This window comes from Deinococcus rubellus (assembly GCF_025244745.1).
Classification (GTDB): Bacteria; Deinococcota; Deinococci; order Deinococcales; family Deinococcaceae; genus Deinococcus; species Deinococcus rubellus.
In genome coordinates, this window is the sequence record NZ_CP104213.1 from 2,013,682 (window position 1) to 2,028,186 (window position 14,505).

The following is a 14,505-nucleotide window of genomic DNA, read 5'->3' on the forward strand; positions in this document are numbered from 1 at the left end:
CCCCGGCACATCATCAAAGCAGGTCGGCCGCCTGGAGCCGCTCCAGCACGCTCGGATCTTCCAGGGTGCTGGTGTCGCCCTGAATTTCCTTTCCTGCCGCGATCTGGCGCAGGAAGCGGCGCATGATCTTGCCGCTGCGGGTCTTGGGCAGCGCGTCGGCCACGACGATGGCGTCGGGGCGGGCCAGCGCGCCGATTTCCCTGGTGATGTGGGCGCGGATCGCTGCCGGGTCGAGGACGTAGCCGCTCTGGGGGGTCACGAAGGCCACCACGCCCTCGCCTTTGAGGTCGTCGGGGCGGCCCACCACAGCGGCCTCGGACACGCTGGGATGGGCCACCAGCACCGATTCGATCTCCATGGTGCCCAGGCGGTGACCCGACACGTTCAGCACATCGTCCACCCGGCCCACCACGGTGATGTAGCCGTCGGCGTCCCGGCGCGCACCGTCCCCGGCAAAGTACACGTGCGGAATTTCGCCCCAGTAGGTCTTGCGGTAGCGCTCGTCGTCGCCGTAGACGGTGCGGAGCATGCTGGGCCAGGGCCGCTTGATGATCAGGTAGCCGCCCTCGTCGGGACCGAGTTCGGTTCCCTCGCGGGTCACGATGGCGGGTTCGACACCGAACATCGGAAGACCTGCGCTGCCGGGCTTGCCGGGAAATGCGCCGGGCAGGGTGGTCAGCATGATGGTGCCGGTTTCAGTCTGCCACCAGGTGTCGATGACCGGGCAGCGCTCGCCGCCGATGACGCGGAAGTACCACATCCAGGCCTCCGGGTTGATCGGCTCGCCCACGCTGCCCAGCAGGCGCAAGCTGGAGAGGTCGGAGCGGTTGGGGTACCCGTCCCCCTGGCGCATGAACGAGCGGATGGCGGTGGGCGCGGTGTAGAGGATGCTGACCTTGTGCTTCTCGACGATCTGCCAGAAGCGGCCCCAGTCCGGATGGTTGGGCGCGCCCTCGTACATCACGGCCGTCGCGCCGCGCAGCAGCGGGCCGTAAACGGTGTAGCTGTGGCCGGTGACCCAGCCCACGTCCGCCGTACACCAGAACACGTCGTCTTCCTTGAGGTCAAAGGCCGTCTGCATGGTCATGGACGCGGCGACCATGTAGCCGCCCGTCGTGTGCAGCACACCTTTGGGCTTGCCGGTGCTGCCGGAGGTGTAGAGGATAAACAGCGGATGCTCACTGTCCAGAGAGGCGGCCTGGTGCCCGTCACTGGCGGCGGCCAGGGCATCGTGCCACCACACGTCCCGCCCCGGCTGCATAGCAGCGTCGCAATCGGCACGGCAGACCACCAGCATATGTTCCAGACTGGGCACGTTCTGGGCCGCCGCGTCGGCGTTGGCCTTGAGCGGCACCAGCGCGCCCTTGCGGTAGCCCGCGTCCGCCGTGATCAGCAGCTTGCTCTGGGCGTCGTTGAGCCGGTCCGACAGCGCCGAGACCGAGAAGCCCCCGAACACCACGCTGTGCACCGCCCCGATGCGGGCGCAGGCCAGCATGGCAATCGCCGCTTCGGGAATCAGCGGCAGGTACAGCGTGACCCGGTCGCCGGATTGCACCCCCAGCGAGATCAGCATATTGGCCGCCCGCTTGACCTCGCGCAGCAGTTCAGCATAGGTGAAGGTCCTCACCTCGCCGTCCTCACCTTCCCAGATGAAGGCCCGTTTGTCGCCGCGCCCCAGCGCCACCTGACGGTCCAGGGCGTTATAAGCGATGTTGGTCTGGCCACCCACGAACCATTTCACGTGCGGCTCCTGCCAGTCGAGAACCTGCGTCCAGGGCTGCATCCAGGTCAGCTCACCCGCCACCTCGGCCCAGAAGGTGTCGGGATCGTCAAGGCTCTGGCGGTAGAGACGCTCATAGTCCTCGCGGCTGAGATTGGCGGCGGCGGCAAACTGGGCGGGCGGCTCGATCACTCGGGTTTCGTGGAGAACGTTGTCAATGTTGCTGGACGTGGTGTGGCTGGTCATGAAGCCTCCGAAGACGGGTGAAATCAGGCACTACTGAGTTGTGGTCTGTCGAACCGTGGTCTGTTTACTGTAGCGCTCAAATCCCAGCCCACTTGAAAGCCAGTGCGCTCAAAACAAAACCCCCACCTCGGCCCTCAAGCTGGGGGGAGGCCGGAGGGCTGGGGAATCCAGTCATGTCCGGCCACGGAGCCGCCGGTGTCCGCTCCAGTGGAAGCCCGGAACTGCGTTTCCTCGAAGGTATTTGAGTATTTGATTAGCGGCCCCCAGCACACCCGTCCAAGGACGGGGGTGCTGCCGTTAAGCTGTGGTGGATGACTGGGACGTTGAGGGAGCAGGAGCTGCTGGAGATTATCCGCCAGCAGGCTCAGCGGTTCGAGCGGCTGGAAGCCGAAAACCGCGCGCTCAAAGCTGAGAATGCACGCCTGAAGAAGCGCCTTGAAGACCTTGAGCGTAAGAGCCGCAAGTACGCGGCACCGCACAGTCGTGAAACCCGTAAAGCTGATCCCAAACCCCCAGGACGCCGTGCGGGAGAGGGGCTTTTCACGTACAAGCAGGCACCGACACCCGAACAGATCACTCAAGTGATCGAGGTCAGTGCGCCAAATACCTGCGCTGCTTGCGGATTCAGCGGCAAATTGCTCTTCAAGCGCCAGGACAAAGCTTGGATCACCGAACTCGCTGCTGAGCGCGCTCAGCAGCTCACGGAATATCACGTTCCGGTGATGGTGTGTCCTGCGTGTGGTGGCACGGTGCGCGGCGTGCATCCTGACCTGGCAGCAGATCAATATGGGGCAACGGCTCACCGCTGCGGACCACGCCTGAAGGCCAGCCTTCAGGTGCTGCACCATGAAATCGGCCTCCCACAGCGCCGGTTGCCACGGGTGCTCCAGTTGACGACCGGAATTCGCATCACGCAGGGCGCAGTGACCCAGGACGCACAGCGGCTGGCTGAGGATGCAGGCCCCCTGGCAGCCCATGTTCAGACCCTGGAAGCTGATCTGCGCGCGGCCGCGTTTGTGCATCATGACGATACCGGCTGGCGGATCAGCACCAGTCAAGCCTGGGTCAGCACCTTCCGTTGCGCCCAGACCGTGCTGTTCACCGCCAACCACCAGCACACCAACATCGAGCTTCGAAAGGTCCTGGGCGACGCCTTCCAAGGCATACTGGTCTGCGACCGATTCAAGGTTTATGACAGCAAGAACCTCGATCAGGTCAGGCAGCAGAAGTGCCTGGCGCATCTCATCCGCAACGCGGATGAGGTCGCTGCCGGAGAACAACAGCGGCCCGGTCGAGGACACGAATACGGCCTCCGACTGGCGCAGGTGTTCCGCGACGGGATCAAGCTCCATCGGCGCTATGACGAGGGATGGTGTACCCGGGAAGAATATCGGCAGCAGGGTGAGTCCCTCACCCTGCGCCTGGAAAAGGTGCTGATGCGTGCACCCTTGAAGACCAAGGCCAACGAGCGGCTGCGCCTGGGGATTCTAGAACAGCACCTTCGTGAAAGGGTGCTGCTGTTCCTGTCGGATCCGGAAATTCCACCGACCAACAATGCTGCCGAACGCAGTCTCAGAACCGTGGTCATGGCCAGGAAAGTCTCGCAGTGCAGTAAAAATGCACGGGGAGCCACCACGTACATGCGCATCAAGTCGACGGTGGAAACCGCCCGCCTGCGTGGTCAGGATCCCGTTGGTATGCTGATGTCCCTGCGCTGTTGAACCAGGACAACTCGCTAATCAGATACCCTCGAAGACCTGCCTGTCCTCGCCCTCGTTGCGGCGACCCAGCCCGATAAAGGTGCCGACGACAGCCAGCAGGAATGCTGAGCAGGCCGGGGTTTTCCAGTGGGAACAGCGGCGCAGCCTGGATGGGAAGATGGCGAGAGAGTTTTTCCAGAGCGTTGACGCCCATGATGTTGGAACTCACGGCGATCAGTATCAGACAGAACGGCGTGAAGAAGCTGACCAGCAGATTGGCGCTGGCTAAGGTGGTAAAGGCCAGAGCGACCAGAAAGGCCACGTTCTGATCTCTGGCGACCAGGCCCAGCACGATAGGGAATGAAACTGCCGGACAGCAGGCCAAGGTCATTGCTGCGGCTCGCGGCCCAGACGACCAAATTCGCGGGCCTTGGGATGGTGTAGACGGAGCAGGACAGCAAAATGCTGCGAAAGAAATCGGCTCCTGCACCACTCCTCAGCTCGTCCGAAGTCTTCGCGGCGTCCCTAATTCTCCCCAGAATCCGTCTCAGTCCGCCTTTACCGCCCGGCGCACAGCGTATCCTATGAAGTAATGCCGCCTGCCACTCCATCCCCTTTTCTCACCGACGCGCTGGGCCGACCCCTGCGCGACCTGCGGATCAGCGTGACCGACCGCTGCAACCTGCGCTGCACCTACTGCATGCCCGGCGAGATCTTCGGTGCGGACTACGCTTTCCTGCCGCGAGAGGAACTGCTCAGCTTCGAGGAAATCGAGCGGCTGGCCCGCCTGTTTGTGCGGCTGAGTGTGCAAAAGCTGCGCCTTACTGGGGGCGAACCACTGCTCAGGCGTGACCTGCCGCAACTGATCGAGCAGCTCAGCCGCATTGAGGGCGTGCACGACATCGCCATGACCACCAACGGCCTGCTGCTGCCGCGCCTGGCGGCGAGCCTCAAGGCAGCAGGATTGCAGCGCGTCACGGTGAGCCTGGACGCCCTCGACCCCCAGGTGTTCGGGCAGATGAACGGGCTGGGCGTGCAACCGGAGCGGGTGATGGCGGGCATCGAGGCAGCGCTCACGGTGGGCCTGGGCGTCAAGATCAATACAGTGGTGCAGCGCGGTGTCAATGATGGGGCGCTCCTTGAGCTGTGGAGGGCGCTTCGCGGCAAGGCGGTGGTGCGCTTCATCGAGTTCATGGACGTGGGCAACCACAACGGCTGGAACATGAGCCAGGTCGTGCCCTCGCGCGAGGTCATCGCCCGCCTGGCTGACGGCGGCGAGCCGCTGCGCCCGCTGGACGCCCACTACCAGGGCGAGGTGGCCGCCCGCTACGCCGACGCCGAGGGCTTCGAGGCCGGGGTCATCAGCAGCGTCACCGCGCCATTTTGCGGCGACTGCTCACGGGCACGGCTCTCGGCGGTGGGCCAGCTCTATACCTGCCTGTTCGCGACCCAGGGCAGCGATCTGCGCGCCCCGCTGCGGGCCGGGGCCAGCGACGACGCGTTGCTCGACCTGATCGGTGGGATCTGGAGCGTGCGCCGTGACCGGTACAGCGAGGAGCGCGGCGAACTCAGCGCCGCCCGGCAGCAGGGACAGAAAATCGAGATGTCACACATCGGCGGTTGAGCGATTTCGCCCGGTCCGGGCTTGTCAGACGGCCCCAGTGCGTCACGCTGCAAAGAACAGGTGTGCGGAGTACACAAATCAGGTTAAGATGGGGGCGTTTCGGTATTCGTCTCGCCCAGGTGCTGTTGTCGGGGACTGCCATTACACCTGACGTTGCTGTGCCCTGAAGTTCGCTGTGCGAAGTGAACCAGGTTCGACGCTGTGAGTGCACCGGAGGGCTGAATGGCCAAATATCCACTGATCAAGTCCACCCTCAAAGACCGCTTGCTGGGCGGCCATTACCAGGAGGGCTTGCCGCTGCCCAGCGAGCCGCAACTGGCCCGCGAGTTCGAGGTCTCGCGGATGACGGCCCGGCGGGCCATCGACGAACTGGAGCGCGAGGGGTACGTCTACCGGGTGCAGGGCGCGGGCACCTTTCCCACCGGCAAACGCTTTCGCCAGGGCACCTTCCGGATCAGGCCGTTCAAGGAGTGGGCGCGCCACCCCGACCACCGCACCGGGGTGCTGCACGCCATGCAGATTCAGGCCACGCCGGAAATCGCCATCGTCTTGCAGGTGCAGCTTCACGACCCGGTGGTCTTCATTCACCGCCTGCGCACCGCTGGAGACGAAGCGCTGGTGATCGAGAAGCGCTACATCAACGCGGCGCTCGTCGGCGATCTGCTGGCCCAGAACCTGGCCGCCGAGAGCATCCATGAGGTGATGGTGGCAATGGGCGTGCCGCTGACCCGCGTGGAGCAGGCGCTCGAGGCGGTCAACCTGCGCCAGGAGGAAGCCGATCTGCTGCGGGTGCCAGTGGGCACGGCGGCCTTCTTGCTGCGGCGCACCACCTACAGCGGCACCAAACGGGTCTCGTATGTCAACTACTGGGTGCGCGGTGACCGCTACGCCTTTCAGGACAGCTTCGAGCCTTGAGCTGAAAGCCGCTGACCGAAGACAACTTCGCTATACCCCGTACAAATTTGGACTTCGATACAGTATTTTGAGGCATTATGGATTCACTCTCGCTGCGCGAACGCCAGAAAGAAAAGCGCCGCACCCGCATTTACAACGTGGCCATCGACCTGTTCAAGCGCGGGGGCTTTCAGACCACCACCGCCACCGACATCGCCAAAGCCTCCAACGTCTCACGCGGCACCTTTTTTAATTACTACCCTTACAAGGAAGCGGTCCTGCTCGATTACGGCTCGCAGATCATGGCCCGGCTACGCGATCTGGCCGAGACCCGGCTGCGCGAGGGGCACGACCCGCAGCAGGTGCTGGCCGAAGTCTGGGAGCGGCTGGCCGAGGAGAGCGGTCAGGAACGCGACCTGATTCCGCCGCTGGCCTACGAGGTCATGAACCCTAGCCCCGACCGCGCCCGCACGGCCTACGAGGCGCTGCCGCTGAGCCGGGTCATCGGGCTGATCCTGAGTCCGATGCAGCAGGCCGGGCAACTCAGAAGCGATCTCAGCTTGCAGCGCATGAGCAACCTGATCGCCGACACCTACCTGATCATCGCCCTGCGGTGGAGCGCCTACGGCACCGAGCGCTCGCTGGCCGAGGAGATGCGCCTGACCCTGAGTTTTCTGATGCAGGGCGTCTTGGTCCGTCCTCCCGCCTGAGCGATACTGCTTCCCGGCCAGGCGTGGATCCGGTTCTCAACCCACAAACAGCAGCGCGGCCCCGATCTGGGAACCGCGCTGCTGAGCTGATATTTGACGCCGAAGCTTACTCTTGGGCGGGCTTGCCCGAGCCGTCGCCCTCGGCTTCTTCCTTGGCCATCGCCTCGCTGCCCTCGGTCTTGGCATCTTCCAGGCTGACTTCGCCTTCCAGCACCGCCTCGGCAGCGGCCTCGCTGAGTTCGCCCGACGCGACCATTCCGGCGACCTGGGCCGCCTGGGTCTCGGCCTCGGCTTCCTCGGCGCTCAGGCGCGGCGGCAGCACGCTGACCACGGTGATGCTCTCATCCACATTCAGCTTGACGCCCTCGGGCAGTTTGAGGTTGCCCGCCGTGACGTGGTCACCGATGTTGAGCTTGCTCACGTCCACCATGATTTCCTGGGGAATCCGGCGCGGGCCGGGAGCGATGATGCTGATGCTGTGCAGCACGATATCCACCAGGCCGCCCATGATCTCGCCCTGGCTCTTGCCCTTGATGTGCACCGGCACGGTGGCCTCGATAGGCTGGCCGTAGGTCACCATGAAGAAATCGACGTGCTGCGGGATGCGGCGACGCTTGTCCATCTGCACAGCCTTGACCAGCGCCGGAAAGCTCTCGCCGCCCTCGATGCTGATGTCGAACAGTCCCGCCGTGCCCTGGGCGCGAAAGGCCCGGTCAAATGCCTTGCGGTCAACGGTGAACGAAACGTTGTGGTCTTTGTTGTAGGCGACGGCGGGAAGCATTCCCTCCGCCAGCTTGTCCTGGGTGTTTCTCTGGGTGGCTTTCAGTTCCATTGGTCTTTCTCCCTCTTGGCGGGTTTGCCGCTGCGCCGCTTTCCCGTGTCCCGCTTTGTAGTGTCTCGGTACGCAGGCTGGCGCGCGGCAACCGTGCAACCTCGCCAGTGTAGCAAACCCTGGCTGGGTTCTGGAAGGGGGCGAGGTTGACAAGCCCGCAGGCGGCGGCTATCCTTTAACCCGCCCGTGAAACGGCCATGAGTACGAAGAGGCATTGGTGGGGTCTGGTAGTGTAGCGGTTAGCATATCTGCCTGTCACGCAGAAGGTCGCGGGTTCAAATCCCGTCCGGACCGCCAACGAGAAGCAAGGTTTGAAAGCCTTGCTTCTTTTTTTATGTTTGCCTGAGCAGCCTTGGTCAGGCTGACTGAGATGAACAAGCGTCGCCGCGCGGCGAAATGTCATCCGGCTTGACCTCTGAGCGCCGCCTTGCCGCTATCATGTCCCCCGGTTTCGCACGGCGTGGTTGCCGGACAGAGCACGGACAGTCCGGCCACTGCCCCGCGCACGGCGAGCCTCAGTTTGTCACTCTGGAGGACGCCCCTACTTTGAAAACCAGCACGAAATATTCGATCGCCGACGCCGCCGAAACCTACCTGGTCCCCAACTGGAGCGGCGGGTGGTTCAGGGTCAACGACGACGGCATGATGGAAGTCACCCCCTCGCCCGGCCTGCACGTGGTTATTCAGGACGTGGTGGACAGCGTCTTGGAGCGCGGCGAGAGCCTGCCGGTCATCTTGCGGTTTCCGCAGGTACTGACTGGCCGGGTCAAGCAGCTCAACGAGGCCTTTCACAAAGCGATGGCCGAGTACAACTACAAGGGCGCGTACCAGGGCGTCTTTCCCATCAAGGTCAACCAGCGCCGACTCGTCGTCGAGACCATCGCCCAGGCGGGCTACAGCTACGCGCACGGCCTGGAAGCGGGCAGCAAGGCCGAGCTGGCCCTCTGCCTGGCCCAGAAGTTGAACCCCGACGCGCTGCTGTGCTGCAACGGCTTCAAGGACGACGGCTTCATCAAGCTGGCCCTGTGGGGCCGCACACTGGGCAAGAACGTGGTCATCACACTGGAGAAATACAGCGAACTGGACCGGATTCTCAAGCAGGCCAGAGCGCTGGGCGTCAAACCCGCCATCGGCGTGCGCTTCAAGCTGCACGCACGCGGCTCGGGGCAGTGGGAGGAGTCGGGCGGCGACCAGGCCAAGTTTGGGCTCAACGCCTACGAACTGCTGCGGGTCGTGGAAAAGCTGCGCGAGGAGGGGATGCTCGACAGTCTGGTGATGCTACACACCCACATCGGCTCGCAGATCACCGACATCCGGCGCATTAAAGTGGCGGTGCGGGAAGCGACCCAGACCTACGCGGGATTGATCGCGGCGGGCGCAGAGCTGAAGTACCTCAACGTGGGCGGCGGCCTGGGCGTCGATTACGACGGCTCCAAGACCACCTTCTACGCCAGCATGAACTACACCCTGGCCGAGTACGCCGCCGACATCGTCTACACCGTGCAGGAAGTCTGCAAGGCGCGCGGCGTGCCGGAACCGGTGATCGTCTCGGAATCGGGCCGGGCGCTCACCGCCCACCACTCGGTGCTGGTGGTGCCGGTGGTCGACGTGACCGGGCCGACCCGTGACCTCCAAGACATTCCCGAGGCGGGCGAGAACACCCACCAGATCGTCAAGGATATGGAAGAAATTCTGGACACCATCTCAGCGCGCAACTACCGCGAGATGTACAACGACGCGGTGGGCGACAAGCAGACGCTGCACAATCTGTTCGATCTGGGCTACGTGACCCTGAGCGACCGGGCGCGCGGCGAAGCCCTCTTTAACGCCATCCTGAGGAAAATCAGCAAGCTGATCGCGGGCGAGAAGTACGTGCCTGACGAGCTGGAAGACTTGCAGAAGGTGCTGGCCGACAAGTACATCTGCAACTTCTCACTGTTCCAGAGCCTGCCGGACAACTGGGCCATTCAGGCGCTCTTTCCGATTGTGCCGCTCGCACGCCTCGATGAGCAGCCCACCCGCCAGGGCACCCTGGTGGACATCACCTGCGACTCGGACGGCAAGATCGAGAAGTTCATCGATCTGCGCGACGTGAAAGCCACCCTGCCGCTGCACGAGCCGAACGGCAAGCCCTACTACCTGGGTATCTTTTTGTCGGGGGCCTACCAAGACGTGCTGGGCAGCTCCCATAACCTGTTCGGCAAGGTCAGCGAGGCACACGTGACGGCCCGGCCCGGTGGCCGCTACCACATCGATCTGTTCGTGCGCGGTCAGAAGGCCCGGCGGATGATCGAGTCGATGGGCTACGAGGAAGGCATGCTGCGCGACAGCATCGAGGACCAGGCCGACGAGGCCATCAAGGAAGGTCTACTGACCGACGAGCAGGAAACTGAGATGCTTGAGGACTACGGCGAAGAGCTACTCGGCTACACCTACCTGGAGTACGAGGAGGGGTGAAGTTTTGAGAGTGCGAAACGAAACGCAGTCGGCATACGTTGAGGCCAACTGCGTTTCCCATGTAGGAGTTTGAATGAATGAGATTATCTTTCAACTGAATGACAAGACCGTGGAGGCGCACGAGATCAACACGCTCTACACCCTGATCGGCTGGAACAATTCAAATCAGCGAACCGAGGATAGAACGGTCAGTATCCTGGAAACGTCGGCGGCTTACGCAACGGCCAGGTCTGGGGGCGAACTAATCGGCTTCGGCAGGATGTTGGGCGACGCCTACACCGCACAGCTTCTGGATGTGATGACTACTCCTGCGTTCAGAAAGCATGGCGTGGCGACACAGATCATCCAGTTGTTGCTGGACTGGTCAGGAAATAGGTTCCTGGGCATCTATCTCATTGATGGCGCACGAAACCCTACCTTTTATGAACGCCTAGGCTTTGAAGCAGCAGACCCAGAAACAGACCGCCTGATGTACTGGCAGCCGCAACTCTGAAACTCAACAGTCCCTCTTACAGATCACGCCGCGAGAAGCGCCACATCGCCAACAGCACCGCCAGCGCCGTGTAGACAGCGGCCCAGATCAGGATGCCCGGCTCAATCGGGGTGGTGGAAGCGAACGGATTGGCTCCGCGCGCCACCTGGGCGAGTTGCAGTGCGCCCTCGGTCTGGAGGTTGTAACTGGCCCCCAGCCACAGGGCGTTGGTGGGCATCACGATGTTGGCAGCATTGCCGAGGCTTTCCATTGTCGGCGAGTTGGCGAGCGCCCCGATAGATTTGAGGATGCCGCCCGCCGAGCCGAGACCGTAGAGGACAAACACCGCAATGCCGTTGGCGAGGGTGGCAAACAGCGTGCTGCCCAGCACCGTCAGGCTGGTGATCAGCACGATGCCCAGCAGGATCTGGGCCACCGCTGCGGCGGGTGCGGGCGGCAGGTAGCCGGTGATCAGGTAAAGCCCGGTCAACAGTGCCACCGACACCAGCAAGACGTACAGCACGTTCATGCCCGTAAAGCCGAGCCAGCGCCCCAGCACCACCTGAGCGCGGGTCACCGGACGGGCAATCACCGACTGCATCACCCCGCTCTCGATGTCGCCGCTGACCGAGGCCACTGTGGACAGCACCGCCATCAGTGAGCCGAGAAAGTAGACCAGATACATGCCAAAGACGCCGGAGTACACCACCGGCAGCGCCCCGAGGCCCCGACGCGGGCCAGCACTCAGCCCCGCGTCGGCGGCGCGCTCGGTCAGATTCTGCTCCAGCCGCAATACGCCGTAGAGGTAAAAGCCGAGGAATGCGGCGGTGAGCACCAGCAGCACCACAATCAGTTTCTTGCGCAGCGCTTCACTCAGCGAGAGCCGGGCCATCAAGAGGACGTTGCTCACGCGACCCGTCCCGTGAGAGCCGACTGCCCGGTATCGCCGCTTGTACCCACCAGTTCCAGAAACAGGTCTTCGAGATCGTGTCGCTGCGGCGTCAGGGCGTAGAGCTGTACCCCAGACGCGGATACGGCGTTTGCCAGAGCGGGAATCGCCTCTTCCCCACTGACAGTCACACTGACCTGCTGCGCGCCCTGCTGCTCCAGATGGCCGAGGCGTCCCAAGTCAGCCAGCAGGTCCGGCGTGAAGCGGTCCACCTTGATCATCACCGGCAGCGCGCCGCCCAGCAACTCGTTCAGGGTCCCGGCGCGCACCACCTCGCCCGCCTTGACGAAGGCCACCCGGTCCGAGACCTGCTCGACCTCGCTGAGCAGGTGCGAGTTGAGAAACACCGTGACGCCCTCGCGGCGCAATTCCTGAATGATCTCGCGCACCTCCACCCGGCCCACCGGATCGAGCGCCGAGGTCGGCTCGTCGAGAAAGACCAGCCGGGGGTGGGCCAGAATCGCTCCGGCCAGGCCAGCCCGCTGGAGCATCCCCTTGCTGTAGCCGCCCAGCGCCTCGTTGCCGCGTCCGTCCAGCCCGACCCGCTTCAGCACGGCAGGAATACGGGTTCTGAGTTCTTCAGCCTTGAGGCCCGCGAGCTGGCCATGAAAGTTCAGAAACTCGTGGGCCGTCATCCAGGTCTGGAAGCGGAACTGCTCCGGCAAAAAGCCGAGGCGGGCGCGCACAGCGGGGTCGTCGGGCGAGCCGCCCAGCACCTTGACGCTGCCGGACGTCGGGCGCACCAGGCCCAGCAGCATCTTGACGGTGGTGGATTTGCCCGCGCCGTTGGGGCCGAGGAAGCCGAACACCTCGCCCTCCCCCACTTCGAGGTCGAGACCCTGAACGACGGCGCGGCCTTTGTATTCTTTACGGAGGTGTTGGGTCTGAATAGCTAGAGTCATGTCTTCCTTTATCGTTCTCTTTGCGGCCCGGTACCTGGCCAGCTTGGCACCAGCCCTTCATGAGAGCGTCCACCAAAAGGTAGCGCCCGCCTATGAGCGGGGCTGTCTGTTGGCTTGCGGTTGATGCCGGTGAGGCAGCAAAAAAGGGGCACAAGGCCCCCAGCGAACGTTTCTATCCGTCTTAGCGAGGCGAGAGAATGTCCTCGATGCGGCCCACCACTTCTTCACTCAGGTTGACGCCTGCCGCCTTCACCGTGTCCTCGATCTGACTGACCTTGGTGGCTCCGGTGATCACGCTGCTGACGCCCTTCTGGCGCAGAATCCAGGCCAGGGCGAGCTGGGCCCGGGTCAGACCCAGATCGTCGGCCACCGGCCTGAGGTCGCGGACCTTCTGCACGTTCTCGTCGGTCAGGATCGACTTGCCCCAGTTTTCCTTCTCCGTGAGGCGCGCTCCGGCGGGTTTGCCGTCGTCGTACTTGCCGGTCAGCAGGCCCATCGCCAGCGGACTCCAGACGACCAGGCCCACGCCCGCCGACTCGGTGTACGGCAAGATCTCGCCCTCCACCCGCTCGCGGCGGATCATGCTGTATTCAGGCTGCTCGACCACCGGGGCGTGCAGGCCGTTGGCCCTGGCAAACTCGACGGCCTGGGCGATTCGCGCGGCAGGCCACATGCTGGTGCCCCAGTAGAGCGACTGCCCGTTACGGATGATCTGGTCGAAGGCCATCACGATTTCTTCCATCGGCACTTCGGGGTCGTAGCGGTGGGCGAAGTAGATGTCGAGGTAATCGGTGCCCAGACGCTTCAAGGTGCCGCGAATGCTCTCCAGCACGTGCTTGCGCGACAAACCCCGGTCATTGACGTTGTCGCTCATCGGCCAGAAGACCTTGGAGGCGATCACCAGATTCTGGCGGGGCAACTCGCCCAGCACCGCGCCCATCAGCTCCTCGGACTTGCCGCGCGCGTAGATGTCGGCCTCGTCGAAGTAGTTGACGCCTTCCTCGTAGGCCTTCATGACGATGTCGCGCACCATCTGGTTTTCGTTGACGTTGACGCCGTAGGTCTCCCAACCTCCCAGCGCGACTTCTGAGACCTTCAGACCACTCCTGCCCAAATTGCGATATTCCATGACTGCTACTTTAACTCTTAAAGCACTGGGCAGGTTTGAGGCAATAAGGCAAGGTTAAGGCTCAGACCCGTTTCCAGCGCTGCGGCAGCGTCGGCGTCAGGATGTAGCCTTCCCCCACGCTACCGAACACCTCGCACCTTTCTGGAAAACAGTGGGCGTAGAGAGCAGTGTAAGCGCACATGACCGCGTCGGCCTCGTCCTCGTGACTCTTGAGTACCCTGCCTTTGAGGGTAGACGGATCGGCGGCCAGCAACACTTCCAGGCCGGTCAACGGCGGCCCAGCTTGCTCCAGATTCGCCAGATGGCGGTGATACTCGGCCCAGGCCGCGTCCAGCGCTTCCCGGCCCTGGCCCTTCTGTTTGTACTTGAGGGTCCGGCCCAGCCCGAACAGCGCCACCATCGCCGCGTGAGGGTAGACCTCGACCATTGCCCTTACGTCGGGGTCGGCCAGGTGATGTGGGTCATCAGCGAAACCGCGTTCTTCCAGGGCCGCTCTGAGCCACTCGCCACGCAGCACGCCACCGTTGTAGCGGCCCAGCAGGGTCCGGTTGGCCGGGTGTGCGCCTGCCTGGAACCGCCCGAAGACGGCGGCCAGTTGCGCCTCGGCGGGGCGCTGGCCCGTCAGGTTGGGCACGCTCAACGGCGCATCGATGGCGACGATACTGGGGCCGCAGAGCTGGCTGTCCAGAAAAGCCAGAAGCCCGGCGTCATCACCCAGCACACCGGAGAACGTCAACCGAGCGCCGTCCCGGTTGCCTTCCAGCACTGCCACACCGCTGGGGTTGCGGGCCGACCAGGCCAGATCGAGGCCGATCAACTTCACGGAGCCGCTCTCACGCCGCCATATGATCGGAGGGGACCAACGAAAAA

General features: G+C 63.5%; 12 protein-coding genes and 1 tRNA gene. 7 read left to right on the forward strand and 6 right to left on the reverse strand.

Annotation, left to right across the window (positions count from 1 at the left end):
- Positions 1 to 13: 13 nt before the first annotated feature.
- Positions 14 to 1,966 (reverse strand): acetate--CoA ligase, encoded by a 1,953-nt coding sequence (acs, locus tag N0D28_RS10355; RefSeq protein WP_260559447.1) that lies wholly within the window; start codon positions 1,964 to 1,966, stop codon positions 14 to 16.
- A 311-nt stretch (positions 1,967 to 2,277) separates the two neighbouring features.
- Here acs and tnpC point away from each other — a divergent pair, with 311 nt between their 5' ends.
- The 4 genes from tnpC to N0D28_RS10375 all read left to right on the forward strand — a co-directional run bounded on the left by tnpC (position 2,278) and on the right by N0D28_RS10375 (position 6,894).
- Positions 2,278 to 3,687, forward strand: coding sequence for an IS66 family transposase (tnpC, locus tag N0D28_RS10360; RefSeq protein ID WP_260559392.1), 1,410 nt, complete (start codon positions 2,278 to 2,280; stop codon positions 3,685 to 3,687).
- A 571-nt stretch (positions 3,688 to 4,258) separates the two neighbouring features.
- Positions 4,259 to 5,290, forward strand: coding sequence for a GTP 3',8-cyclase MoaA (gene moaA, locus N0D28_RS10365; RefSeq protein WP_260559448.1), 1,032 nt, complete (start codon positions 4,259 to 4,261; stop codon positions 5,288 to 5,290).
- Positions 5,291 to 5,512: 222 nt separating this feature from the next.
- Complete coding sequence (locus tag N0D28_RS10370; protein WP_260559449.1) at positions 5,513 to 6,205, forward strand: GntR family transcriptional regulator; 693 nt, start codon at positions 5,513 to 5,515, stop codon at positions 6,203 to 6,205.
- Positions 6,206 to 6,282: 77 nt separating this feature from the next.
- Positions 6,283 to 6,894: a TetR/AcrR family transcriptional regulator gene (locus N0D28_RS10375; RefSeq protein WP_260559450.1), complete on the forward strand. Its 612-nt coding sequence runs from the start codon at positions 6,283 to 6,285 to the stop codon at positions 6,892 to 6,894.
- A gap of 106 nt (positions 6,895 to 7,000) precedes the next feature.
- Here N0D28_RS10375 and N0D28_RS10380 read toward each other — a convergent pair whose 3' ends face one another.
- Positions 7,001 to 7,726: a 50S ribosomal protein L25/general stress protein Ctc gene (locus tag N0D28_RS10380; protein ID WP_260559451.1), complete on the reverse strand. Its 726-nt coding sequence runs from the start codon at positions 7,724 to 7,726 to the stop codon at positions 7,001 to 7,003.
- A gap of 221 nt (positions 7,727 to 7,947) precedes the next feature.
- Here N0D28_RS10380 and N0D28_RS10385 point away from each other — a divergent pair.
- The 3 genes from N0D28_RS10385 (at position 7,948) to N0D28_RS10395 (ending at position 10,676) form a co-directional block, all read left to right on the forward strand.
- Positions 7,948 to 8,023 (forward strand) — tRNA-Asp (locus tag N0D28_RS10385).
- A gap of 249 nt (positions 8,024 to 8,272) precedes the next feature.
- Positions 8,273 to 10,183 carry a biosynthetic arginine decarboxylase gene (speA, locus tag N0D28_RS10390; protein ID WP_260559452.1) on the forward strand — a complete coding sequence of 637 codons (1,911 nt, stop codon included), beginning with the start codon at positions 8,273 to 8,275 and terminating at the stop codon, positions 10,181 to 10,183.
- Between the two features lie 73 nt (positions 10,184 to 10,256).
- The gene (locus N0D28_RS10395; RefSeq protein ID WP_260559453.1) at positions 10,257 to 10,676 is read left to right on the forward strand and encodes a GNAT family N-acetyltransferase; all 420 of its coding nucleotides are present in this window, start codon (positions 10,257 to 10,259) and stop codon (positions 10,674 to 10,676) included.
- Between the two features lie 16 nt (positions 10,677 to 10,692).
- Here N0D28_RS10395 and N0D28_RS10400 read toward each other — a convergent pair whose 3' ends face one another.
- From N0D28_RS10400 to N0D28_RS10415, 4 genes are all read right to left on the reverse strand, one after another.
- Positions 10,693 to 11,565, reverse strand: a complete 873-nt coding sequence (locus N0D28_RS10400) for an ABC transporter permease (RefSeq protein WP_260559454.1) — start codon at positions 11,563 to 11,565, stop codon at positions 10,693 to 10,695.
- A complete protein-coding gene (locus N0D28_RS10405) occupies positions 11,562 to 12,506 on the reverse strand; it encodes an ABC transporter ATP-binding protein (RefSeq protein ID WP_260559455.1) in 945 nt (314 codons plus the stop codon). Before N0D28_RS10405 ends, N0D28_RS10400 begins: the two co-directional genes overlap by 4 nt.
- A 181-nt stretch (positions 12,507 to 12,687) precedes the next feature.
- Positions 12,688 to 13,635 (reverse strand): aldo/keto reductase family protein, encoded by a 948-nt coding sequence (locus N0D28_RS10410; protein ID WP_260559456.1) that lies wholly within the window; start codon positions 13,633 to 13,635, stop codon positions 12,688 to 12,690.
- Positions 13,636 to 13,696: 61 nt separating this feature from the next.
- The gene (locus N0D28_RS10415) at positions 13,697 to 14,458 is read right to left on the reverse strand and encodes a DUF429 domain-containing protein (RefSeq protein WP_260559457.1); all 762 of its coding nucleotides are present in this window, start codon (positions 14,456 to 14,458) and stop codon (positions 13,697 to 13,699) included.
- Positions 14,459 to 14,505 lie beyond the last annotated feature (47 nt).